Below are 25,086 nucleotides of genomic sequence, written 5' to 3'. Positions count from 1 at the left end.
CTATTGAGAAGATGAAAAATATTTTTCTGATTGTTGGCTTTGCATGGTTTTTCTCCTGTAATCAAAAGTTGGAAACCCTACCTGACAATATTTTCGAAAAATTAAGTTTCTCCTTAGACACGGTCATCGTAGATTCGGGGGAGGATTTTCTTAACCTTGCCAGTGGGGTTTTTCCGTACGGACTATCTCAGGATTTATCAAGGATTTATTTTTTTGAATACAATCCGTTTAAACTCGTCGAAGTAAACCTCGATCAGTTACAGCTTATAAAAAAGACTGATTTTGAGGCTGAAGGTCCCAATGGTGTAGGGGATTACTTATCAGGCCTAGAAGTAGGCCCTCGAAGTAAAATTTATTTGACAAATAACTCCACCGTAGGAATTTTTGATCAGGATGGTATAAAACAGGAAAACCTACGTTTTTTTCCCAGTGGAATAGATTCCGCCCTATCCCAAAGCTTTCAATCCTTATTTTTTAGAAGCAGCTTCAATTTCGAGAAGAGAAAAATATACTCTCATCCTGGATTTTCCGAGGCTGGAGATCATTTGCTATTGATCATAAATCCAGATTCAAAATCCGCACAAAGCCTTCCGCTTCTAAAAATGAAAATTGCGGAAAAATATACGGGCACTTTTTCTTTTGAGGGTGAGAAGGGTACTATGATCGCTTATTATTCCGTCAGAAGTTTTCTAAGCAGACTACCTAAAGATATTATAGTTTCTTCTGCTGCTATGAGCGGGTTTTATCGACTCAATATAGAAACAGAGAAATTGGAGTTTGTTGAGATCCAGCATCAGACTGTCCCCAATGAAATGAAAATAGAGATCCCCAAAAATGTGTCTAGCCCAGAGGAGGTGCGAAATATTCAAAGTGAGATTTTCTCAAACGTTAGTTTTCAGGAAATACTATGGGATGAAAGTCGTCAAATGTATTTCCGTCTAGGAGAAAGAACCTTTCGAGGAGAGAGCTATCAAGACCCCATGCGATTCGAATACTATCTTTTCGCCTATGATCAAAATTTCAATGTTTTGGGAGAGGCAGAACTGAAAGAAAAAGGCTTGAAGATTAATAGCCCATTCTTCAAAGACGGCAAACTCTGGTCCTATGTCAATGTAGATGATGAGTTGGGGTTTGCGGTGTTTGATTTTAAGTTTTAACCATTTTAAACCAACTATTATGAAAAATCTACCTATCTACTTTTTGATCCTTTTCCTGATTTCCTGTGGAGGCGATCCAGAAAATTCAAGTTCCAATCAAAATCTAGAAATCTCCTATGAGATCGACACGGTCATGGTGGATGCGGGAGATCATTTCTTTTTTGTCCGCTATAGTCTCAGTATGTCGGATGTGGATAAAGACCAGAAACTCCTCTACAATTTCAATAATCAAGAGATGGTCATGGAAATCATAGACTTGGAAAACCTGAAATTGAAAGAGGTTCGCCAATACGAGAAAGAAGGGCCCAATGGCATTGGAGGCGGCTTTATCATGCGCATCCAAGTACTTCCGGATGAAAGTGTGCTTTTTTATGACTTTGTAGGCATTCATCATGTGGCTAAGTCCGGTGAAAAGATCTCTACTCACAAATTGGGCGAAATTGAATGGCAAGGGGATGAATTGGCTGAGGAGGAAGAAATAAATGTGTCCAGTTTGGATACCCGCGACGGCAAACTATTTTATGGATTCTACGGTACCCAGGGTTTTGACAGCAAAATTCTTGGTTTAGTGAAAATCGACTTAAGTGATCAATCGCTTCGCTTATTCCCCTCTGACTTTTTGCAATTTACCTCAGACTTTGAAATCAGTTTTGAGATGAATGGAGGAGGAATGGCGAAAGCGCCTGAGCAAAACCGGGTCAGAGTGCTCGATGACAAAATTCTGATCACCAGCAGTGCCAAAAATCAAATCTGGCAATGGATCTTAGAGCAGGACAGCTTGATCAGTCGAAGCTATGAGAGCCAGTTGAGTTCTAATAGCAAAAAAGGAAATTTCCCAATGCAGGCAAGTTCACCAGAAGAATTTAGAGCAGCAATGAAGGAAAAAAACAAAGAGGTCAGTTTTGGTAGGTTGATCCATGATCCTGAACAGAATAAATTTTGGAGAGTTCACCGTGATTTGGAGCGGATAACTGCGGGGGATACCATTATCTACAAGCATATCCTGACAGCCTTTGATTCGGAAATAAATCAGGTGGGTGAAACACTTTTACCGGAGGGAGTCTTGTTTTTCGAACCTGGATTTTATCTTGAAGGAAGGCTGTGGAAGTTTTTGAATATTGACGATGAAGTGGCATTTGTAAGAGTAAAACCAGAAATTAAATGAGAAGATTACTTTTTGCAGGGATTCTTTTTGTGACTTTTTCATGTAACCAGAAAGATTCTGATAAGGAAACAGCTAGAAAGCTAGAAATTACCTACAGCCTCGATACTGTTTTTGTCGATGCTGGTGATCAGTTTATCCATGTAAACTGGAGTCTGACCAGTTCGGACTTATCAAAGGATGAAAAATACTTGTACAACTTCCAAACCGGAGCCAAAGAGCCCGGGTTGGAAATTATCAATCTGGAAAAGCTTCAGCTTGAAAGGATAATTCCATTTTACTTAGATGGCCCAAATTCCATTCGACATTCCTATTTCAACAAGGTTTATGCCATGGAAGATGGAACTATTTACCTGTCGGATAATTACGACCTGTACCATTTTGACTTGGAGGGCACCAAACTTGAAAATTTGAATTATGCTGAACATGATTTTGAAGGAGAAAAGCTCCCTGAAGACTTGAGAGTCGATCTCAACGAAGCATTATCGGAGGATGGTAAAACACTGGTTGCCTTATACGCAGATAAAAAACTGGAAAAGGCTCCACTCGGCATGGTGATTTTTGACTTGGAAAATAAAACATTTCAGTATAAGCCTCTGGAATTTATTTCCAAGATGGAAAAATACAGAACTAGCCTTTATTTACCGGAATATCCAGATTATCCTATGGGGGCTATTTTGGATAGTTATCTTCTTCAAGTAAAAAATGACACCTTGATTCTTTCTACCAGGTCCAAAAATGAATTAAAGTTTTACAGTTGGAAAACCGACTCATTGAACTCAAAAACCTACGAAAGCCAATTTACAAGCCAAGAGGCAAAAATTAATTTTCCAAAGCGAGTGGAAAGTCAAGAGGAGTATGAGCGACTTGCCAAGGAAACTAAAAAGTATGTGAAATACGGTCCTCTAATGTTTGACAAAAAGAACAACCTATATTGGCGATTGTCTTCGGAGATGGATAAAATGGTAGGTGATTCCCTTGTTTATAAAACTGTGTTGACAGCTTTCAATAAGGAATTTGATCAGGTGTCAGAAGTTCTGCTGCCGAAAGATTATAAGATTGCTTATAAAACATTTGTAAGAGATGGCATGCTTTATAGTTTCTTAAATGTAGATGATGAAGTGGCATTTGTGAGAATAAAGCCGAGTATTTCAGAATAAAACCTCCCGCTAAGTAGCCAAGTTGCAAAAGAGGTTATCTGCGGAGAAACTGAGATCGGTTCAAGTCTGTGACTAGAATCTTTGAAAATCTGCGGGAAAAATATGTCCGACAAAAGCTACGTGGGCTACTTTTCTATGTGGTTTAAAAATAGAAGTGGACCACACAAGCATAGAAAACATAGCTTCATAAACACTTTGCTTCTTGAATCCTTTGCGGGAGATAAAAGCTTTGCGCCGCTGCGTCGCTGCGAGCACTTTTTAAACCACATAGGAATTACAATAGCGCACATAGGTTTAAACAAGGGTGAAAACTTGGTTTGAAAATAACTCAATAACCAATAACTCTTAACTACTCCAGTTCTTCGACATTTTTCCACCAGAAAGGAATTATAGAAAACATAGCTTTAAAAACTCTTTGCCTCTCAGCTACTTTGCGGGAGATCTAAACCGCTGCGTCGCTGTGCCGCCGCGAGAGATAATGAGACTGCCGCGCTCCGTAAACTACGCTCGCAGCGACGACCAGCTCTTTGCGGGAGATCAAAAAAATATCGAACATCGAACACCCAATGATGAATAATGAAGTGTCGCCAACCTCAACCAGCGATTTTCTTCAATTACTCGATTAATCAATTACACACTTACACATCAACCCTCAATCCAGTCTTGGCAAGCTCAATTTATACTTCATAGCAATCAAGCGAATACTGATCACCAATGACATAGAAATCAACAAATTGTAATCCCTCTCCAGTCCCCAAAAATTCAAGCCTACATATAAAACAGCGCCCGCCAGACAAGCTGAAGCATAAATTTCCTTCCTGAAAAGTACCGGAGTCTCATTCGTTAAGGTATCTCTGATCACTCCACCCATTACCGCAGTAAACATTCCCATGATAGCCGCAATTTCAGGCCTGACCCCCAAACTCAAGGCTTTTTCAACTCCCAAAACGGTAAAAAAGCCAATTCCCAAAGTATCAAACAGAAAAAAGGTTTTCCGAAGTCGGCTGAGAAAATTCGGAAATATAAAAGCGGCCATCACTCCCAATAAAATGGAATACAAAAAATGAATGTCTCCAATCCATACCAGGGGATAAGAATCCAACAAAATATCTCTCAATGTACCACCTCCTATGGCGGTAATAAAACCAGTAAAACCAGCTCCAAACATATCATGCTCCCGTTCCCGGATGGCAAGTGCACCGGAAATGGCAAAAACAAAGGTTCCTACGAGTTCAAGAACGTATTGAAGCGTCATTTTTAAAGCCTATTAGATGGATATCCGATTTTCTTCTAGTAAGAAAACGAAAGTTATTAGATAAAACATAATACCTCAGATCATTCAATCTACGAATATTTGACTGTGCAATTATATAGCCAGCTTGAGTCAACAGGAGGATAGAAGTCTTGATTCATTCGTTATTTCAGCATCAAGAGAATTCATGTTATCGGTATGTTATAATGGCAATCATTAAGAAACAATTTTTCTTAAACTACCATAATTTTCTAGATGTACTTTCCCATTCGTTTACTTTGAAAACCTCCCTAATGATTGTAAATAGCGCCCTAAAGATGGCAAGGCCAAGTTACCCTAACAGCACCCAACCTAAATAAAAAGATGAATTCACTTCTCCATTATGATTTAATGAGATTAACAGCTTTTCAAAAAAATGAATCAGTAAAAAATGAAATCGCCATTAATAAACATGGGGAATTGACTTTATTAAAATTCAATCAAGTCAATTATTTTAACTATTGCATTGGGAAGATTATTAGTTTGGAAGCTCTGAATTTAATTGAGAGTTTTTACGCAGATACGAATGATAAAAAGTATCAAATTTTAATTGATGCCAAGGACACCTTCTCTCAAAATATTTTGGAAGGAGAATCAAAATATCAATTGAAAGAGAAAATTGCCATTATGAAGCTTGAACATCATGAAGAACCGGTTTTTTTTCATAATGAAAAAGTAAGACTTGAACCAGTTACTGCAGAGTCAATAGACAGGTTTTCATGGCTTTATCTTGAATGCTTTGAGGCCGAAAACAGACATGCCGAATCAGTTGAAGAGAATTTTAGACAAAAATTAAAAATCGAAGGCATACAATTTTATTTTATTGTTTATGACGACAAGTTTGTTGGCATAACGGGTACTTATTTTGATCCTGTTTTTTCCATTTTATCAGTAGCAGCAATCCAAAAATCTTACCGGAACTTGGGTCTTCACAAAGTAATTCTTACCAATAGAATCAAACATTTAAGGATACAATTTGAAAATAGGCCTATTTTTTCGTGGGCCTATAAAAATAGCATTAGTCATCAAAATATGATCAAATCAGGAATGTCTCTTTCTGAAGAAATTTTAGTCTATCAGTATGCTGTCTGAAATTATTCAAATCAGTGAATCTTTTCCTGTAAAAGTTGCTATTAAATCAGAATCGGAAACTATTAACTATTCAACTCTTGTAAGAAAAGCTAAATCTATTGCCTCATTAATTCAATCAATAGGAATTCAAAGGCAATGCATAGGTATTTCTTTAAATGAAAAATCCGATAGTATCATTGCTTGTCTTGGAGTACTGCTTTCCAACAATTACTTTTTTTTTATACCCCCAGATCCAGAAAATAAATGGGTAGATCATGTTCCGGTGAAATTGTTAATCTCTGATTCTTTGCAAGAAAACTTTAAATGTCCCAGATTAAGATTCCCCGAATTCTTTGAATCTAGGCCTGGGAAACTTAATTCTTGGTGGAAAAACACAGATCTTAAGGAACAATTATTTTGCGTCTATGCTACTTCGGGCAGTACAGGTTCTGCCAAGTTTGTAGTCCATGATTACCAGTCTATTATTGAAGACACCCTAAGACAACAAGAAGAGAATCATATTTCTGAAAGTGATACCCTAGATTTTGTTTTTGCACCATCATTTAGTTCCTCCTTGGCCAGCATTTTCCCGGCCTTGATAAGTGGTGCTAGCATAGCTGTTTATAGCTTGAACGATAAAAGCCTTGACAAAATCCCGGAATTTTGGAGAAAAAATCAAGTAAGTTTTGCTACCCTAACTTGCTCAGCATTTCGAACTCTTTGTAAAATTCAAAAATTTGAACTTTCTGATTATACTAAGTCAATTCGATTTTTATGCCTTTCAGGTGAGCCGGTTTTAGCCAATGATTTTCAGCTATTCTGTAAAAATTTCCCAAGTTCCTGTATACTTCAACTCGCATATGCAAGTACAGAAACAAGGACAATAAGCCAACATAAAATTCAATCCAGATCTTCTTTTCAAATACACGATGGATTTCCAGTAAGAAACAAACAGGTTAAAATAATTAATGCTCAAGGACTAAACTGCAAGCCTTTGGAAGAAGGTGAAGTTGTGATTTATTCACCTTACATAAGCTTGGGTTATTTCATCAATAAAGAAATACAAGCTCACTCAAAAAGTGGCCAAAATAGAATTTACAAAACAGGAGACAGAGGTTTTATTTCAGAGGGTCAATATCTAGTTCTTACCGGTAGAGTCAATTCTTTACAGAAAATCAATGGAAAGTGGGTTGATTTGGAGTTACTTGAAAGTGAAATACAACAAGCTGTACATGCGATTTCTTGCAAAATTATCACGCGTACGGATATGTATGGGAATAAATATGTGATTGCTTGTTTGGAAATGAATAAAATTGAACCTGAAGAAAAGCTTCTAAATAAATTAACGAAAATAAAAGATTTAGATATTTGGCCAAGAAGCTACCTTCAAGTAAGCAACTTCCCTTTAAATTTTAATGGAAAGGTAGATACAGACTCACTACTTCAAATGAGTCAAGAAAAAGAGTTTGACTTCGTTAATTCTAAGCTTAAAGATCCACTTGTAAAAACTATTCATAAAATTTGGTCTACCCATCTGGGGATTACAATTACCAATTTAGAAGCCGATTTTTTTAAAGATTTAGGAGGGTCTTCTTTACAGAGTGTTTTAATTGTTGATGAACTGGAAATAGCTCTCAATCAAAAGATTGAAGACGAAGCAATATTTCAATACCGAAGTATTCTAAAGTTGGCCAATTATCTAAATTCAAATGTTTCACAAAAATTTCCCCATATTCATTGGATCCACTCTGATTACGATCCCAAAAAGCCCTCCATATTTTTGATAGAAACAGGCCTTTATTATTCTTATAATGTCTTACTAAAAAATAATTTTCTTAAAAATCAGGTTAACCTAGCTTATTTAAGAGTTGACCAATTCAAAATACTGAATGGGTTTAAGGAGGAATTTATTTTAGAAGAATTGACTGAAATCTTGAGACCCTATAAGAACCCCATTCTTATTGCCACGAGTTTTAATGGTTTTGTCGCTTCCAAGATCTTAGAAAAACTAAATGATGGTGCAGGTATCTTCTTTGATACTCCTTGGTATCACATAGGAAATAAAAATCAAATACCTTTAATAAATCGAATAAATCCAATTATTCATCAATTTAAAAGCTTGCCATTCAGAGAAGCCTCAAGTAAAGTTTGGAAACTAGCACTTCAGTTTGGCTCCAAAAAAGTACAGTTTGAAAAAGCACCTATAAGCCCATTTGAAAAAAGTATCCATGAATTTTTAGCCCAAACAAAACCTTTAAAGATGATTCCAAACCTTCTTTATTTTTATTCAACCGCATCAGTAATGACTTCTAGAGAGAGCGTGGCTAATTGGAAAAATATCTGCCGGGATAAATTTGATTTGGTTAAAATACAAGGAGATCATTTGGACGGCCTATCGGAAAAATATAGTGATTTAGTTGTTAGCCATATTTCCGAATTTGTAGATGAATACTCGAAGAGGAAAGTTTCTCTTAAATGAAAAAAGTACATCCGAAATTCAGCGAGTAAGTAAAAAATATAAGGTAGGATCAGATTAAAAGATCAGAATCCTGACGCTAATGTCTTCTAGCCAGTTAAGAAAAGATCCTAAAAGGCATGACTGTGGAAATTCAGGAAACAAAAACCTGCTATATTTTTCTCATTACAAAAACCCCCATTTCTCTCTGATCTAAGACCAACACTGTTTTAGGCTCTTCCACATATTCAAAGCCTAAATCAAGTACTTGTTCCAAGTCCTTAGTCTGCAAAACAAATCGCTCTGACCCGTCAGGCAATTCAAAAAACCCATTTCCTATTTCTTTAGCGGAATTTAGAATTCCCCCAAAGCCGGTACACATTCTAAACCAGAAAATCCCACCGGGTTTTAGAACCCGATAAATTTCGGAAATCATTTGCCTGAAGTTATCCACATTTTTGGCAAAATGTAAAACAGCCGAACAAATCACTACATCGAATGCCTCAGCGTGAAAAGGAATTTCTTCCAGTCTCCCAATTTGAAATCGATGGGCATCATACTCTTTCTTTAAGCTTTTTGACTGAAAGCGACAATACTGAATCGCTAACTCATCAGGGTCAATTCCGAAAATCTGATATCCCTGATTGACGAAGTAGACTGTATTTCTGCCCTCCCCACAACCCGCATCCAAAATTTTCATATCCTTGGTAAATCTACCTTTCAATATCTGATCCAGTAGGTAGATATCCACATTCCCCAATAAACGATTTAGCTCATTGATTTCCATGCTCCCAATCATCTAAAGCCTTTTGAGCCTTTTCCCTTCCAATTTCAATCAATTCAGCAGAGCGGTGAAATTCCAAAGTTCCAGCCTGTTTTCTGGCCACTTTCACCTGAATATCCACAGCATGTTTTTCCAATAAGAGTTCACAAAACCTATCCTGAAGCAAGTCGAAAGAGCGCTTGACCAAATTGAGCGTAGAATAGCTGATTTCTTTATCTTCAGGTTTTTCCTCCGGAAAGTATTGACTCATTTTATTTTTATACTCTCTCAGCCAGGCTGGTAAGGTGATGAAACGGTTCCCTTCAGCATCCTTTTTAGGAGGAGCAACATAATCCTGATCCAATCCATTCACATCCACAATCATCAAAATGGTGTCTTCCCGCTTTCTGATCAGTGAAAGAGGAATAGGATTTAAAACTCCTCCATCTACCAAAATTTGCTTTTCGACTACTGCAGGAACAAAAACTGAAGGAATGCTTCCAGAAGCTCTTATGGCTGTATACAAACTTCCGCTATTAAAAATGATTTCCTTGCCTGAGTGCACCTCTACCGCATTACAGGAAAAAGGAAGATTCAAATCTTCAATCTGACAATCCTCCACCACATTTTTTAAAGCCGAAAACACTTTTTCTCCTTTGATAAATCCACGACTGGAAAAGGTAAAATCCATCAAAGAAAAAACATCAATCCGGTCCAGATTGCAGATCCAATTTTTAAAATCCTCCATCTTGCCTGCCGCATACATTCCCCCCACCAAAGCGCCGGCAGAGCAACCTGCTATTTCAGCAATTTCATAATTTCTTTTTTCCAACTCTTCAATCACCCCCACATGCGCTAATCCTCTAGCTCCACCGCTGCTCAAAACCAGTGAAACTTTCTTCTTTTTTGCCATATCTTTAGGGTATAAAAATTACTGAACGAAAGTACACATTATGAGCCAATTTAAACCCTTTCACCTGGCTTTCCCTATTCGGGATATAGAAGAAACCAGAAAATTCTACGGTGATTTACTGGGATGTGATATCGGCAGAAGTACCGATAAATGGATAGATTTCAACTTTTTTGGTCATCAGCTTTCTGCTCATATCAAGCCGGATGAGTTGGCAAATGCAAAGACCAATGAGGTAGATGGGAAAAATGTACCCGTAAGACACTTTGGTGCAATTTTGCCTTGGGATGAATGGCATGCACTGGCAGACAAATTAAAAAACCATGGAATTGAGTTTGTTATTGAGCCCTATATCAGATTCAAAGGTGAAGTGGGAGAGCAGGCGACCATGTTTTTCCTGGATCCTTGCGGCAATGCCCTAGAATTCAAATCCTTTCAGGACGAATCACAAATTTTTGCCAAATAAGAGATTTGAAGCCACAATATATCCAAAAGGGAATCGATCGAGTCATTGAAATAGAGGGTAAATCTTACCTTTATTTCAGTGGCACCTCCTATTTGGGAATTGGGCAGAATGTGGAGTTTCTGGAAGTTTTAGCTAAAAACCTGTTTGACTTAGGGGCCAATCACGGGCAAAGCCGGGTCAATAATATCCGGCTCAAAATCTTTGATGAATTCGAAGAGTTTTTTGCCCAAGAAGCCAAAGCCCCAAAATCAGCCGTTCTCAGTTCCGGCTATTTGGCAGGAATTGCAGCAACTCAACATTTGGCGGAATTGGCCGAAGAAATCTGGATCGCTCCCAATACCCATGCAGCCGTGATTCCCAATGGATATTCTAGTAATACTCAATTAAATTTTAATCAATGGAAATTAGCTTGTCAAGAACAAGCCAGTCAATCAAATGGTAAGAGGATTTTATTGATTGGAAATGCAGTGGATCCATTATTGGGTGAAATCCACGATTATTCCTGGGTAAAGGATTTAGCAGAAAAAAACTCAATCAGTCTACTCATAGATGATAGCCATGCTTTTGGTGTAGTGGGCAGAGGTGTCTTTGGAACCTATTCCCAGTGGAAAGATCCAGGGATCAAGCTGATAGTTTCAGGGTCGCTTGGAAAAGCACTTGCTTTACCGGCAGGAATTATTTTGGGAAGTGAAGAGAGCATAGAAGCGATCAAGTCAACACCCTTATATGGGGGGGCATCTCCCGGATCTCCTGCGCATCTTCTTACCTTCATGGAAACCCAATCCATTTATGAAAAATCCAAAAGCCAATTACAAGATTATTGTGGGATTTTTGCTCAGGAAATTTCAAGATTCAAAGGCATAAAAGGCTCAAGAAATTTTCCGGCATTCACCATTGATAAAGCTGATTGGGTATCCAAACTTGAAAATGCAGGCATCATCATATCCTCCTTTCCTTATCCCACCCAAAGCAGTCCACATATCAACCGCATCGTCATTTCAGCTTTTCATGAATTCGATGATCTTTTTTATCTTGTCAATACACTTTATCAACTCCAAAAGGAATGAAAAAACTATTTTATCTAATCATACTATCAATTTTTCTAAGTTCCTGCGGCAAACAACACAATCAACCTTTTCAGGGAGATCTTTCTGATTATCCAATTTTAAAAAGAGTATTAGACTCTGCCGATAAATACCAAGTTCAAATTCTTTATTCCAAAATTGACAGAAATGAACATGGAGTTCCCATGTTTGACACGCATGAATTCAATTTGGATGATGAACGGTATTTCTATCCTGCCTCAACCGTAAAATTGCCGGTAGCCATTTTGGCTTTGGAGTGGCTAGAAGAGCAGGATGTGGATAACTTGGATATGAACAGCATCATGCTAATCGATTCAGTGCGACCTTCTCAAGTGCCAGCTTATGTGGATAAGTCGTCCAAAGACTCTCTTCCAAGCATAGCTCATTACATCAAGAAGATCTTATTGGTTTCTGATAATGACGCATACAATAGACTTTATGAGCTATTAGGCCAAGATTACATCAATCAAAAATTAGCGGAAAAGGGACTCAATCATACTCTCATCAACCACCGATTGAGCTTCCCGGCGAATGAAATTGAAAACCGCTATTTCAACCCAATCAAATTTGTGGATAAAAGCGGAAATATCATTCTCGAATTACCAGAAAGGGAAAGTAAGGCTATCTATTCAAATCCTGAAAAACCAATAATTGGAAGAGCTTATTACTCCGGAGATTCTCTGATCAATGCTGGAATGGAATTTACGTTTAAAAATAAATTTGCGCTCAGCGATCTACATGGAGTCATTCAGCGGATAGTTTTTCCACAGGCCTTTTTGGAACCGGAGCGATTTCAACTCAATGAGGAACACAGAAAATTCATTCTGAAATATATGAGTATGCTACCCAGAGAGTCGGATTTTCCAAGCTATCAAGGGGAAGAATATTATGATAGCTATTCCAAGTTTTTCAAATTTGGAACAGACAAAAAACCCATTCCTGAACAATTCCGGATTTTCAATAAGACTGGATGGGCTTATGGACATTTGATTGATGGAAGTTATTTCGCAGATTTTGAAAACAATGTAGAATTCATCGTCTCAGCCATTATTTATGTGAATAATGATGAAACGCTGAATGATGATCAATACGAGTATGATGAAATCGGGCTTCCGTTTTTCACAGAACTTGGGGAATACCTTTATCAAATGGAGTTGAAGAGAAAAAAAGGAATCAATCCAGATTGGTCTGACTTGAAATTGATTTATATCAATAATTAAGATGAAATTTAAACTGATAGAAGGAAAGTTATTCTTCAGGCATTATTCAATTTATGCGCTTGTAGTGGCAATTGGCCAAACTATAGTAAGCTTAGGAAATTATAGACTAAAGTTTGGAATAGATTGGGGGTTTCTTTATGATCCTATGACAATCCCAATCGTATGTTTTTACTGGGTTGGGTGGATGGCCTTCTCATATATTATTTTTTGGAGGCTCAACCCCTCTTATCGTGAAAAAATCAGGAATAAGCATCAAAAAAAAGAGTGACTTATCCACACTTTTCCTAGTTAAGAATAACTCTGCATTTTGACCAAAGGGTGTGGATAACTCCCTCCCAAAGAAATCCCTAATTCCCTCAATTCTTTGTTTGTCATTTCCCAAGGGTGGTGAATGTCGAAACCATTAATGGATTTTAGCTCTGGAATCCATAGCCGAACATACTCCCCATTTCGATCATAGTTTTTGCCTTGTCGAAGGATATTGAAATAGCGATTTTCTCTGGGGTCATTCCCAACACCGCCTACATACATCCAATTTCCCCAATTGGAGCAAACGTCATAATCTATCAACATACTTTCAAAATAGCTGGCTCCCCAAGTCCAATCTATTCCCAAATCATTGACCAAAAAACTGGCGACATTTTGCCTTCCACGGTTGGACATGAATCCCGAATTTTTCAATTCCCGCATATTGGCATCCACAAAAGGGACTCCTGTCAACCCCTCACACCAGCGCTCAAATAGAGCACTATCTCTTCTCCAGGAGTCCTCTTGTTTTTTTATACCTCCAATTTGAAATATTTGATTCCCATGCTTTTTACTAATGAACCGGAAATAGTCTCTCCAGATCAATTCAAAAATCAACCAATAGGTACTTTGATTCTTTTTGCGCTCTTTTTCGTAGCGCTTTACTTCTTCAAAAATGGTTCTAGGAGAAATACAGCCTAAAGCTAGCCAAGGGGAAAGCTTAGAACTGTAATCTCCTCCAATCAATCCATTTCTGGTTTCTTTATATATTTTCAGAAGATCTTTTTCCCATATATAGGACTGGATTCGCCCTAAACCGGCACTCTCTCCACCATTTAACTCCATCACCGCTCTGGGCTCGGTCTCAGGTTCCTCCAGTCCATATGTTTTCAGGTCTGGCAATACTCCAGACATGGGTAATAAATCTTCTGCTGGAAAATTAATTTTATCGGGCTTGGAAAAAACAGGCTTGATTGAAGCCATCTTTTCCACAGCTTTTCTAAATGCCGTAAATACTTCCGGTACTTGGGAAACAGGGAAAGGCAAATCCTCTATATGATACAGGGTGCTGATCCAATAGGACTCTGTAGCAATTCCTTTTCCCCAAGCAGCCTGATCCAAAGCTTCGTCCACCTTTTTTTCTTCATCAGTTACTTCCTCTGAATAAAAAATAGCGTCCGCCTTAATTCGGCTAGCTAGCGTGATCAACTCTACTTCAGGTTTCCCCCTTAGAAGAATCAAATCGGCGCCAGTTTCTCTTAAATTTTTCCTCAAATCCAAAACAGATTCAAATAAAAATTGGGCTCTGAAAGGACCTGTTTTAGAAAAACCCAGCTTAGTAGTTTCGAAATTTCTGGGATCAAAACAATAAACCGGAATCACCTCTCTGGCCATGGCCAAAGCTTGATGAAGGGTTTCATTGTCCGTCAGGCGCAGATCATTTCTAAACCAAACTATAGCTCTTTGATACTTCATGATTGTTAAACAGGCTGTTTAAGGCAAGTGTTTGAGGTATTTTTAAAATTCATTTCTCTCTATTTTCTTTAAATTCAGGAAAATTTAAACTCATCATGAAAATCTCCCACTTCATTTGTTTTCTGCTTGTATTCATCCCAATCATAAACTTTGCACAAAGCCTGCAAGAAAAACTGGGCTATGCTGCGGAAGACAAATTATTAATCATTCATGGTGATGATGTGGGCGTTTCCCATTCACAAAACCTGGCAACTTTTCAAGCTATTCAAAATGGATTGGTGACCTCAACAAGCATGATGGTTCCGGCAGCCTGGTCTAAAGAGGTAGCTGAATTGGCCAAAAGCATCAAAAACACGGACATAGGAATTCATATTACGCTAACCAATGAATGGCTCCATTATAATTGGGGACCGGAAGCCGGGAAGACAGATGTTCCCGGACTCGTCAATCCACTCGGGCATATGTTTCCAAGTTGTGCAGAGGTGGCTCAAAATGCCAGTCCCGAACAAGTAGAAAAGGAAGTCAGAGCTCAAATTGAAAGTGCAAAAGCCATGGGAATTGAGGTCACCCATCTCGATTCCCATATGGGTTGCATGTTTTATGGACGTCCAGAATATATGAGGATTTATGTGAAGCTGGCTTTGGAATACAATATACCAGCGATGATTAATCAGGAGATTTATAAAGGATTTATTGAACCCAATCCAGCACTATTTGAAGGCTTGGAAATCCAAAAGCTTCCCATCATTGACCAGATTATCATGGCTGATGAAAAAGCTTATGCAAATGGTATGGAAGAGTTTTACACGCATGCATTGAAGAATTTACCGGCTGGAGTGCATGTGCTATTATTACATTTAGCCTTTGACGATGCTGAGATGAATGCAGTAACTTCGGGCCATGATGCATTTCACGCACCCTGGAGACAAAAGGATTATGACTTTTTCACCAGTGAACAGGCTAAGAAATTATTGGAAGAACAGCATATTAAATTGATCACTTGGCGGGAGATCGGAAAGGTTTTATAAGAGCTGACACTAGATTATGCACTATAAGAGTGCAAAAATCGACAAAAATTGCACTGTCAGAGTGCAAAATCAGTATCTTTGTTCATAAATTTTTGAGATGGATCAGTTGTTTCACTATTCAAGGCAGTTAATCAATCAAATTGATAGTGCATTTACTCGCTATGCATACGATTCGATTAATTGGAATAATCGGTTAATCGGTTTAGTTGGGCCCAGAGGGGTAGGAAAAACAACGCTTATTTTACAGCACATCAAGAAAAATCTAAATCCACAAGAAACACTCTATGTAACAGCAGAGGACTTTTACTTCGCCAAACATCGCTTGTTAGATTTAGCAAATGAATTTGTAAAAGCTGGAGGCAAACATTTATTTATTGATGAAATTCACAAATACCCTGATTGGTCTAAAGAAATCAAACTAATTTACGATTATCATCAAGAGCTAAAGGTAGCATTTTCAGGATCCTCAATTCTTGATATTAAAAAAGGGAGTTCTGACTTGAGCAGGAGAGCAGTGGTCTATTCGATGCAAGGTTTATCCTTTCGTGAATATTTGAGGTTATTTCATCAAATAGAGACGCCAATTTACTCCATTGAGGAGATTGTGAATCAACAGGTCAATTTACCTCACCTTCCACATCCTCTTCCCCTATTTAGGAATTACCTGAAAAATGGATATTACCCTTTTGCGAAGGAAGAAGACTTTGAAATAAAATTACGTCAAGTAATCAATCAGACCCTAGAGGTGGATATCCCTACTTATGCCCAAATGAACGTTTCGACAGGACGGAAATTAAAGCAATTATTGGCAATCGTTTCACAAAGTGTCCCTTTCAAGCCCAACATGAGCAAAATAGCCGAAATGTTAACTATTAGTCGAAACAATATTGCCGACTACCTACTCTATTTGGAAGAAGCGGGCATGATCTCCCAATTGAGAAGTCAAACCACCGGAGTTCGGGCCTTAGGAAAGGTCGAGAAAATATATTTAGACAATACCAATTTAGTATTTGATCTTGCGGGTGAAAATAAAAATATGGGTAATATCCGAGAAACCTTTTTTCTCAATCAAGTAAAGATTAAGCATGAGGTCACGGCATCTACAGTAGTTGATTTTAAGATAGATGACATGGATTTCGAAATAGGGGGAAAAAATAAGAAAGAAAAGCAATTTAAAGGCTCCGAAAAGGGATATCTAGTCAAAGACGATCTTGAAGTAGGCTTTCTCAACACTATTCCATTATGGCATTTTGGGTTGATGTATTGATTTTAAAAAACACTTGAATGTTCACACCCAGAATTGTTTTTTCCTCTTAATTATCAGGTTTTACCATTCAAAATGGTGTTAATCAGATTCCCCATAAATCAGGGGGAACAGACCTTATTGGCTAATGATCTAAAAATCGAGAAGGAAATTAAATTGAATAAGTGAAGTCCTTAGATTGGTGAATGAATACAAAACAATTTGAGTTGAACTTCAATAAAATACAGACAAGAACCCTACATACATAGATTTTTTACCTTGAAATGGAAAAAACTGAATAAATAAATAAGGAACGATGTTCAGAAAAAGCCTACTAGTTTTTCAGCTCTTAGCATTATGCTGGAGTTGCCAAATTCAACCAGATTCTCTTTCCCGAATTTTCCAAGACCTTGAAAATCAGGAAGGACTTGAGGGGAAAAAGAACTACCTCAACTCCCCTTTTGTGGCTGCCGGAGACCGAATGTATTTGGTTGGGCATCAGGATGGAACTTTTCCAGATTTAGGCTGGCATGTAGAAGGAGAAATGGGCGGTATCTGGTTGCACCCAATTAAATTGATGGATGGTTTTGCTGCTCAATTATCCATTAATGGACAAACTAAATGCTTTGAAAATGCTCAAAAATTCACCAATTACCCCTTTAGCAATGTGGTCCATTTTGGGGAAGTAGCAAAAGACCTAATCGTAGATCGTCTTCATTTTGTACCAGACGGACGAGAAGGAGTGGTGGTTTTATACCGCTTTGAAAATACGGGAGAGACCGAAACTAGCTTTGATTTTTCTTGGAATGCCCAAGCCGATTTAAGACCCGTTTGGCTGGGGGAAGAAAATGGAATGGAGGATGAGGAAGATCAAATCTCTTTCAATCAACTGACTGGTACATTTACCGCAAAAGATCAGGGAAATGATTGGTTTGCAGTTTGGGGAACAGAAGCTGGAGTTCCAATAAGTCCCCAGGAATCCGTTTGTGCCTTTGAATCCAAGGGGAAGGGAGCATCCGCTGCTTTCGCTGTAACTATTACGATTCCAGCGAATTCCGAATTGGTGGTACCCATTTTTATTGCAGGATCAACTGAAAGCGAACTCAAAGCCATGGAGACCTTGGCTGATTTACGAGATAATCTTTCCAATGATTGGTATGCGAAGAAGGAGAGGTACCAGTCTATTTTTGAAGATTCCCAAATAAACATACCTGACAAAGAATTGCAGAAAGCCTACGAATGGACCAAATACAATACCGATTGGTTGGTGCGGGAAGTGCCTGGAATGGGTCGGGGATTTGGAGCAGGATTGCCCGATTATCCCTGGTTTTTTGGAGTAGATAGCGAGTACACCATACAAGGATTGCTTGCTACTGGCAGAAAAGAATTAGTTTATTCCACCCTAGAACTTATCCACAATCTGTCAGAAAAAACCAATGGCAATGGAAGGATTATCCATGAAGCCTCCACCAATGGAGTGGTATTCAATCCGGGAAATATTAATGAAACTCCTCAGTGGGCATCCACTATTTGGGAGGTTTATCGATGGACTGGAGATAGAGAATTTTTGGAAAAATATTTTCCCTCTGTAGAAAAAGGGCTCAAATGGCTTTTAGAGGAGAATGATTCAGACGGGAATCTACTAGCTGATGGCTATGGTATGATGGAAATCCACGGACTGGAATCAGAAATGATCGATGTGGCTGCTTACAGTTACAAAGCTTTTGCAGATGCTGCTCAAATGGCTGAAATTTTAGGAAAAACAACCCTTTCTGAAAGTTATCAACAAACAGCAGATGCGCTGGCTGAAAAAATCAATGCAGAATTTTGGGTCCCAGAATTTGGAAGCTATGCCGATTTTATTGGAACTGCAGATGAGGCCATTCATTTGATTGATGGAGCCATTATTCGGGCAGATACTTTGAATAAACCTTGGGCTGTGGAAGAATTAAAAGCTACTAAATCAAAGTTATCCACATTACCGAAGGATCAAAAACAGGGCTTTGTATTGTATCATAATTGGGTGGTCAATACTCCTATGGAAGTCGGAGTGGCCGATCCTGAAAAAGCCCAAACCGCCTTAAAAACAGGAAGAAAATATACCAATCCCTTTGGAGTATTTGTAACTGGCATAGATAGGGATGAAAGTGCTGAGCTGGAAGATGGTTCTTTTACCGGGAGCAAAGTATTCTCCTACACCGGTGCTGTGATGACATTGCCTACGGGGGTGTCTGCCATTGGGGAAAATAATTATGGGAATCCAGACCAGGCTTTGGATTACCTAAAGCGAATGACAAGAAGTTTTGGATTTGCCTTACCCGGATCAATCTACGAGGTTTCTCCAGACTATGGAATGTTTACCCAGGCTTGGAACTTGTATAGCTATGCCATTCCGATAGTCAGCCAGTTTTTTGGGATAAAGCCAGATGCCGGAAATAAAGTTATCCACATAAGGCCTCAAATGCCAAGTGATTGGCAAGAAGCCAAAATTGAGCGTGTAAAGGTTGGTGAAAATGAGATCACCGTAACCTATGAGAAAAAAGGAAAGAATCTGATCATGGAGGTCAATCAAAGCCAGAAAAAGTGGGGGCTTTCAATTGAGATTCCTGAGAGTTATCAACAAGTAAAAGTCCTTGGCAAAGAAGTCAGCAGCGATTCTCAGAATGGATATCGTAGAATTTTAATGACTGGGGAAAAAACAAGAATTGAAGCAAGGGAAAACTAAACCTTAATGAGTTAAACCCGTTTTTCTAGAAAATCCTTTTTTATAATGAAAATATTTTACGGCAGTTTAGTACTCTTTTTAGGTTTGAGCTATTCTCTTCTTGGCCAACAAACCGAAATAAGTTTTCAAATCGAAGGCAAATTATCGGGAAAAGACTTTATTCAAACCAGCTTTGTAGACAAAGGATATCAGTATACCGAAGAAATAAAAGGCGTTATAGAAGTAGACCTCGAAAGACCCAGCCAAATTTTATTTTTGCATCTTAAAAACAATGGAAAAGTCTTGGGTAGAAAAACCTTTTGGATTGGGCAGGGAAATTATCTCATTTCTGGTAACATTAATGATATCCCCTCTCTCCAAATCGAACCCATTCATCCTTATGACGAGCTCTCTAGGCAAATTGCTGGAGCAGAAACTTCGCTTCAAAAATCCTTGATTTTAGAAAATCTGGACAAGGAAGTGGGGTTAAATTGGCTAATGAAAAAATCTAACGCATTTTCAGAGGAAGAGCTGGAGATTGCACTTTCACAAGTTTCTGAAGACCTACAAAGCTTCAACTCATTCAAACGCTTTGTTGCACAATTATCATTAAAGCAAGAAAATTACATTGCCAAAGAAGGAGATCTTGCAAGAGATTTTAATTTGGAAAGTCGGGAAGGAGAGATGGTGTCACTGTCTGATTATGATAGACGCTATCGGCTTTTGGAGTTTTCATTTTCCGGGTGCAAGCCCTGTCTTGACGCACTTCCAGAGATCAAGTCAATACATGAGCAATATGGAAACCAACTCAGCGTGATGAGCATCTGGAATGATAATAGCAAAAAAATTTGGCTGAATGCTGCAAAAAAACATAAGGAAATGATCACTTGGACAGATCTCTGGGATGAGACTGGCTATGTCACAGATCTTTACCAAATTTCTATTTGGCCTACTTATATTCTTATCTCTCCAGAGGGACAAATCGAGCAAATTTGGAAAGGATATATAAAGGGAAGAATCACAAAGAGAGTCGAAAGTCTTTTTAGCAAACCAATACCATAAGACCAAAAAAACCAATTGTTTTTCCTTATGGTTCTTTGAAAAAACCTTACTACATATTCAACCAATAATTCAACTTCAACACCAAACTTCTTTGCTTAGGGATGAAATCTCCCGGAAAATAATTGTCGGTGTACACCACAAAGAAATCGGAAACAGGGGCATATCTCCACTGTAACCTAGTATTAATATTCAGGTTATCAATCTGGTTGTTGTATTGGATAAAGGTTGTCCAGAATAGGTTTTTGCTAAATGTCAAATCGATTCTTGGACCCACTAGAAGCAAATTCGCATCATTTTGTGGTTCCGGAAGACGAATCTGATTGTAAGAAAAATTCATAGAGATATTTGCTGTATAACCCATTCTGATGGCCATCTCACTTCGAATGGAAGCAATATTTCCTGTAAAATATTCTCCAAACTCACTTCGAAGAGAAAAATTAAAGGGCAATCTCGGATTACTTCTAAAATCAATCCCAAATCTCTGGGTACTGTAATCAGTGCCTGCAGCAAGTCTTTCTCCACCTGTTCGAGTAGGATCAAATGGACTGAAAAGATAGACATAACTATAGGTGTTGGAAAAAGTCAGCTGCGCAAGGGACTGAAATCTAATTTCATAACTCAGTTCTATATCTCTATCAGTCATCCCCAATCCATCATTCCACAGATATTCAAAATCAATTTTAGGACCATGCCTATTAATAATGTTGCTTTTAGGGAAGAAACTGTACGAAAGGTCCGGATTCAAACGCTTATAATCTGTCCTTGGCGTAAAGCCAACTTCAGGATTATAATTTTCTCCAATATCCAGGAAACTGAAGCTCCAATTCCAGTGCAAATCATTGTATAAAATGTAGGCATTGAAAGTTCCGGTTTCATCACTTACTCCCTTTTCAAATGTCTTATGGTAAAATGCTTTCCCAGTCCATCTGTTATCAGCCGATGCCAAATTATATTCTAAACCTACCAGGCGGTTATAATCATTGGGATTAAAAAGGCCCTGTTCATTTTCTGAAGCCAAAGACTCTCTATCAACTACAATCAAACCAATATTTGATCGGTTGAAAACTTTTTTCTGCAAGGCAAGAACGCTAAAATTTTTCCCGGTAATCCCGGCTTGCTCATCGTTGGCTGTTTGCATATTCATCAGGCCTACCCTCCAGTCATCAGTAATTTTCCCGCTGAGCCTAGCACCATACAGAATTTTATTCTGAACATTCTGTCCAGTATTTTCATCCCTGTCTACCCCAATTCTTCTGGAGAAAAACGGTCTGGCTAGAGGATGGCCGAAACTGGCAAACAAGTCCCCATTTTCGAGGAAAAACTGTCTTCTTTCCGGGAAAAATATCTCAAATCTATCCAAATTTGTTACCTGCTGATCTACTTCTACCTGAGAGAAATCTGGGTTAACTGTTAGATCCAGATTCAGGGCAGGTCCAATGGCAACTTTCGCATCCCCGCCAACTGCAGGGGTCAAGCTCTCTTTTGTTCCTTCCAAAAAATTCTTGGCAGTTCGGGCTGCCGTGTAAGGAATTATGGAAATATTCGCTCCTTTTTTGCTAAGTGGTTCTTCAAATATCAGCTTTCTGCTAAATGCTGTGGATATAATAGAGAAGTTTCTCGGAATAGGCGCCCAAGTACTTCTTTCTCCCAAGTGACTGTCAATCCGGTAAAAGTTGACATTCCAATTTTGGGCACCATCCTGAAATCTCAATGTGGAAAGAGGAATGATTGCCTCTACTTGCCAATGGTTCTCAAAAATTGTTGCCTTCGCATACCATTTGTTATCCCAAGCCAAGTTTAGATCGTCACCTCTAGCTCCACCGTTTGCCAAAAGAGCTTCTCTTTGTACCCCGTAAGGATTGACACCAAATTGGAAGGCATTGGTTTTATCATTGAAGGTATCAAATACAAAGCTGATCCCATCATTTTGCTCTCCTCTATAGTCCCTCCTCAAAGAGGTAGAAACATATTTGCGAGGACCTGTATTTTCCATGACCGCAGCTATGTATATATTTTGATCATCAAATGCGATCTTCACTCTGCTTTGCGCTTGAGCTTGACTGGTATCGGAAGGAAAATATTGGGTAAAATTAGAGTTCCAACCCTCAGGACCCCAGATTTCTTCATCGAGGATTCCATCCAAGACAATGGGTTCACTGGTTTTGAAAGCGAAGGCATTGGGAGCTTGCTGAGAATATGCAGCAGAGCATAGCAGCAAGGACCCAAACAAAATAATAGTTTGGCTTATTCTCATGGTTTAGTCGATGCCACAAAATTAGAATTGTTTGAAGCTTTGACTCTGAGAATTTTACAAATGGTAAGATGTGATGCTTATCGTTTTTCAGCGAGTACCAAAGGCAGTCAGCACCAAGTTTCTGGAGCCTGCATTTCGCCTAAATTCACATAAATATATTCCCTGCCAAATTCCCAAGGATAGTTTTCCACCAGAAATCGGAATTTGAAGGCTGGAATCGAAAAAACTGGCTTTAATGTGAGCAGGCATATCATCCGGACCTTCATAAGTGTGGATAAACCGTGGATAAGTTTCGGGAATCAATTCATTTACAAAGGTTTGGAAGTCTTTTCTGACAGTAGGATCAGCGTTTTCATTAATAGTCAGGGCAGCTGAGGTATGCTGAATAAAAACCTGCAAAAAACCGACTTGAAATTGTTCAATTTCAGGAATGGCAGCCTCTATTTTTTCAGTAATTAAATGATAGCCTTGTGGATAACTGGGCAAACGTAATTTTTTTTGAAAAAACTGACTCATATCGGCAAGTTAAAAAAATATGCTTTGGGTATCGCTCGTCTTTTCAAATATCAATGTGGGCCCATCGCATGCTCCCCATGAACCCAATAACCTTCCTTCGGAATCCCAGGAAAAATACTCTTGACCTGAAAAACAGGTGTGGATCAGTTGCCTATTACTAGGATTGTCACGGCTCAAAAGCACGGACTCTTCGTCATAATTCAACAATAAAAATAAATTGTCATTATTCTCTTCGACCTGAAACTTACCGGAAAGCACATAATCACCAATGTTTTTAACAAAAGAACTGTCTTTCATAAATCGGTAAACATAGGTTGTGTCCGCCTGATCATAGGTCTTTACATCTCCGGGATTGAGGCAAAAGTTGCAAAAAGATTCTGTAAGTGCCCATTCCTCCCAATCAGACTTGTCAGGATTGATCGCTTCAGTGCAAGAAGAAAGGGCAAACAATGAAGTCAGGAGAAAACAGCAGAATTTATTCATGATAATCTATTTATGAAGTCATTACGCTTTTAAGCTCTAATCTGATACAGTCATTAGATCTTTTTCACTGAATTGACTAACACACCCATAGGTTCAATACTTATCAAAACCTGATCTCCATCCTCCAGCGTAAAATTATCAGGAACTATTCCAGTGCCTGTCATCAAAAAGCAACCAATAGGAAATGTATTTGCTCTGAATAACCAATCGGCCAATTCCTGTGGTTTCCGTTTTAATTGTGTCAAATTGGTTTTTCCTTCAAACTGGGTTTTTCCTCCTCTTTTAATTTCCAATTTAATTTCAGTTTCCTCCTCCAACTTATTTCCAATCCAAATACATGGCCCTATGGAAGCACATCCTTGATAAACTTTAGCTTGGGGTAGATAGAGTGGATTTTCTCCCTCAATACTCCGGCTGCTCATATCATTACCGATTGTAAAGCCCTGGATTTTTCCGGAAGGAGCTAAAAGTAAGGTCAATTCAGGTTCGGGAACATCCCAGGAGGAGTCTTTTCTGATATTCACGGGCGAACCGGGGTTAGAAACCCTCGATGCAGTAGCTTTAAAAAAAAGTTCTGGCCTATCGGCTGCATACACTTTATCATAAAAATCAGCCCCACCTGAATCTTGAGATTCTTCCATTCTTGCAGTTCGACTTCGGTAATAGGTGACACCGGCAGCCCAAACTTCCTGGTTTCCCAATGGAGCCAAGATTTCCTCAATTAATAACTCCTCTGCTTTGGATGAGGAGATACTTTCCCAGTTTTTGGACTCATTATTCAAGAGAGATTTTAAATTTTCTCTACCTAATAAATGATCCCAGTCTAATTCTGGGCCTAGCAAAAACGCTTGATCTACTTCTAAAAGGGTTGCCGAGGCTAATTTATATAGTTTCATAGTTAGGCTATAGGTTTATGAAAAGCTGAGAATCAGAATAAATGCAATGAAAGCAGGAAAGGCCTGAAACCAAAAGATTTTTTTAGAAACGGTGTATGCCCCGAAAATTCCTGCAACTACGATAAATCCCAGAAAGAATATTCGAACAGAAATGGACAGCTCATTTTCCAGAAAAAAGGTCCAAATAAGGCCAGTAGCAACAAAGCCGTTGTATAAACCTTGATTTGCGGCAAGAGACTTGGTGGTTTTGAAGAACTCCTTAGATCCTCCGAAAACCTTTCGGCCATATCTTTCCCAGGCAATAGACTCCAACCAAAAGAAAAATAAATGCTCGACTGCTATCAAACTGATTAATAGGGAGATTAAGAGTTGCATATCCGTTTTTTCCTGAATTTACAGATATTTTGGAGCATTCAGGAAGGCTTGAATCCAAATCAG

At 38.5% G+C, this 25,086-nt stretch carries 21 protein-coding genes; 12 read left to right on the top strand and 9 right to left on the bottom strand.

Annotation, left to right across the window (positions count from 1 at the left end):
• Nucleotides 1–11 precede the first annotated feature (11 nt).
• The 3 genes from FL972_RS13655 to FL972_RS13645 are packed head-to-tail and all read left to right on the top strand — an operon-like array spanning nucleotide 12 to nucleotide 3,479.
• On the top strand, nucleotides 12–1,157 hold the full coding sequence (locus tag FL972_RS13655; RefSeq protein ID WP_144606046.1) for a DUF4221 family protein: 1,146 nt from the start codon (nucleotides 12–14) through the stop codon (nucleotides 1,155–1,157).
• Between the two features lie 19 nt (nucleotides 1,158–1,176).
• On the top strand, nucleotides 1,177–2,322 hold the full coding sequence (locus tag FL972_RS13650) for a DUF4221 family protein (RefSeq protein ID WP_186300119.1): 1,146 nt from the start codon (nucleotides 1,177–1,179) through the stop codon (nucleotides 2,320–2,322).
• Entirely contained in the window at nucleotides 2,319–3,479 is a 1,161-nt protein-coding gene (locus FL972_RS13645) for a DUF4221 family protein (protein ID WP_144606042.1), read from the top strand. Before FL972_RS13650 ends, FL972_RS13645 begins: the two co-directional genes overlap by 4 nt.
• A gap of 652 nt (nucleotides 3,480–4,131) precedes the next feature.
• On the opposite strand, the gene FL972_RS13640 is transcribed toward FL972_RS13645, so the two are convergent.
• The gene (locus FL972_RS13640; protein WP_144606040.1) at nucleotides 4,132–4,734 is read right to left on the bottom strand and encodes a trimeric intracellular cation channel family protein; all 603 of its coding nucleotides are present in this window, start codon (nucleotides 4,732–4,734) and stop codon (nucleotides 4,132–4,134) included.
• Between the two features lie 360 nt (nucleotides 4,735–5,094).
• Here FL972_RS13640 and FL972_RS13635 point away from each other — a divergent pair, with 360 nt between their 5' ends.
• A complete protein-coding gene (locus tag FL972_RS13635) occupies nucleotides 5,095–5,862 on the top strand; it encodes a hypothetical protein (RefSeq protein ID WP_144606038.1) in 768 nt (255 codons plus the stop codon).
• The gene (locus tag FL972_RS13630; protein WP_144606035.1) at nucleotides 5,852–8,320 is read left to right on the top strand and encodes a non-ribosomal peptide synthetase; all 2,469 of its coding nucleotides are present in this window, start codon (nucleotides 5,852–5,854) and stop codon (nucleotides 8,318–8,320) included. Before FL972_RS13635 ends, FL972_RS13630 begins: the two co-directional genes overlap by 11 nt.
• Before the next feature lie 148 nt (nucleotides 8,321–8,468).
• On the opposite strand, the gene FL972_RS13625 is transcribed toward FL972_RS13630, so the two are convergent.
• Together FL972_RS13625 and FL972_RS13620 are read right to left on the bottom strand one after the other, a co-directional pair.
• On the bottom strand, nucleotides 8,469–9,095 hold the full coding sequence (locus FL972_RS13625; RefSeq protein ID WP_317129947.1) for a class I SAM-dependent methyltransferase: 627 nt from the start codon (nucleotides 9,093–9,095) through the stop codon (nucleotides 8,469–8,471).
• Nucleotides 9,070–9,972 (bottom strand): patatin-like phospholipase family protein, encoded by a 903-nt coding sequence (locus tag FL972_RS13620; RefSeq protein WP_144606033.1) that lies wholly within the window; start codon nucleotides 9,970–9,972, stop codon nucleotides 9,070–9,072. Before FL972_RS13620 ends, FL972_RS13625 begins: the two co-directional genes overlap by 26 nt.
• Before the next feature lie 40 nt (nucleotides 9,973–10,012).
• On the opposite strand from FL972_RS13620, the gene FL972_RS13615 reads away from it, so the two are divergent.
• From FL972_RS13615 to FL972_RS13605, 3 genes are read left to right on the top strand one after another with little or no spacing between them, the layout of a single operon-like run.
• Complete coding sequence (locus FL972_RS13615; protein ID WP_091653438.1) at nucleotides 10,013–10,435, top strand: VOC family protein; 423 nt, start codon at nucleotides 10,013–10,015, stop codon at nucleotides 10,433–10,435.
• Between the two features lie 5 nt (nucleotides 10,436–10,440).
• A complete protein-coding gene (locus FL972_RS13610) occupies nucleotides 10,441–11,502 on the top strand; it encodes an aminotransferase class I/II-fold pyridoxal phosphate-dependent enzyme (protein WP_186300118.1) in 1,062 nt (353 codons plus the stop codon).
• Nucleotides 11,499–12,740 carry a serine hydrolase gene (locus tag FL972_RS13605; RefSeq protein WP_144606029.1) on the top strand — a complete coding sequence of 414 codons (1,242 nt, stop codon included), beginning with the start codon at nucleotides 11,499–11,501 and terminating at the stop codon, nucleotides 12,738–12,740. The genes FL972_RS13610 and FL972_RS13605 overlap by 4 nt, the downstream gene beginning before the upstream one ends.
• A gap of 288 nt (nucleotides 12,741–13,028) precedes the next feature.
• Here FL972_RS13605 and FL972_RS13600 read toward each other — a convergent pair whose 3' ends face one another.
• Nucleotides 13,029–14,462 carry a DASH family cryptochrome gene (locus FL972_RS13600; RefSeq protein WP_144606027.1) on the bottom strand — a complete coding sequence of 478 codons (1,434 nt, stop codon included), beginning with the start codon at nucleotides 14,460–14,462 and terminating at the stop codon, nucleotides 13,029–13,031.
• Nucleotides 14,463–14,557: 95 nt separating this feature from the next.
• Between FL972_RS13600 and FL972_RS13595 the strand changes: the two genes are divergently transcribed.
• The 4 genes from FL972_RS13595 (at nucleotide 14,558) to FL972_RS13580 (ending at nucleotide 20,499) form a co-directional block, all read left to right on the top strand.
• Nucleotides 14,558–15,490 (top strand): polysaccharide deacetylase family protein, encoded by a 933-nt coding sequence (locus FL972_RS13595; RefSeq protein WP_144606025.1) that lies wholly within the window; start codon nucleotides 14,558–14,560, stop codon nucleotides 15,488–15,490.
• Nucleotides 15,491–15,587: 97 nt separating this feature from the next.
• Entirely contained in the window at nucleotides 15,588–16,757 is a 1,170-nt protein-coding gene (locus FL972_RS13590; RefSeq protein WP_144606022.1) for an ATP-binding protein, read from the top strand.
• A gap of 292 nt (nucleotides 16,758–17,049) precedes the next feature.
• Nucleotides 17,050–19,458, top strand: coding sequence for an alpha-L-rhamnosidase-related protein (locus tag FL972_RS13585; RefSeq protein ID WP_144606020.1), 2,409 nt, complete (start codon nucleotides 17,050–17,052; stop codon nucleotides 19,456–19,458).
• A 45-nt stretch (nucleotides 19,459–19,503) separates the two neighbouring features.
• Nucleotides 19,504–20,499 (top strand): TlpA family protein disulfide reductase, encoded by a 996-nt coding sequence (locus FL972_RS13580; protein ID WP_144606018.1) that lies wholly within the window; start codon nucleotides 19,504–19,506, stop codon nucleotides 20,497–20,499.
• A 49-nt stretch (nucleotides 20,500–20,548) separates the two neighbouring features.
• On the opposite strand, the gene FL972_RS13575 is transcribed toward FL972_RS13580, so the two are convergent.
• The 5 genes from FL972_RS13575 to FL972_RS13555 form a co-directional block, all read right to left on the bottom strand.
• A complete protein-coding gene (locus FL972_RS13575; RefSeq protein WP_144606016.1) occupies nucleotides 20,549–22,753 on the bottom strand; it encodes a DUF5916 domain-containing protein in 2,205 nt (734 codons plus the stop codon).
• A gap of 87 nt (nucleotides 22,754–22,840) precedes the next feature.
• A complete protein-coding gene (locus FL972_RS13570; RefSeq protein WP_091653426.1) occupies nucleotides 22,841–23,269 on the bottom strand; it encodes a secondary thiamine-phosphate synthase enzyme YjbQ in 429 nt (142 codons plus the stop codon).
• 9 nt (nucleotides 23,270–23,278) lie between these two features.
• Nucleotides 23,279–23,752: a hypothetical protein gene (locus tag FL972_RS13565; protein ID WP_144606014.1), complete on the bottom strand. Its 474-nt coding sequence runs from the start codon at nucleotides 23,750–23,752 to the stop codon at nucleotides 23,279–23,281.
• Between the two features lie 53 nt (nucleotides 23,753–23,805).
• Nucleotides 23,806–24,648 carry a fumarylacetoacetate hydrolase family protein gene (locus FL972_RS13560; RefSeq protein ID WP_144606011.1) on the bottom strand — a complete coding sequence of 281 codons (843 nt, stop codon included), beginning with the start codon at nucleotides 24,646–24,648 and terminating at the stop codon, nucleotides 23,806–23,808.
• A gap of 15 nt (nucleotides 24,649–24,663) precedes the next feature.
• Nucleotides 24,664–25,023 (bottom strand): DUF1304 domain-containing protein, encoded by a 360-nt coding sequence (locus FL972_RS13555; protein ID WP_144606009.1) that lies wholly within the window; start codon nucleotides 25,021–25,023, stop codon nucleotides 24,664–24,666.
• Between the last annotated feature and the right edge of the window lie 63 nt (nucleotides 25,024–25,086).

It is taken from the genome of Algoriphagus algorifonticola, from assembly GCF_007655305.1.
GTDB lineage: Bacteria > Bacteroidota > Bacteroidia > Cytophagales > Cyclobacteriaceae > Algoriphagus > Algoriphagus algorifonticola.
Note: the sequence above shows the minus strand (reverse complement) of the source record. Positions and strands in the feature narration are given on the sequence as shown.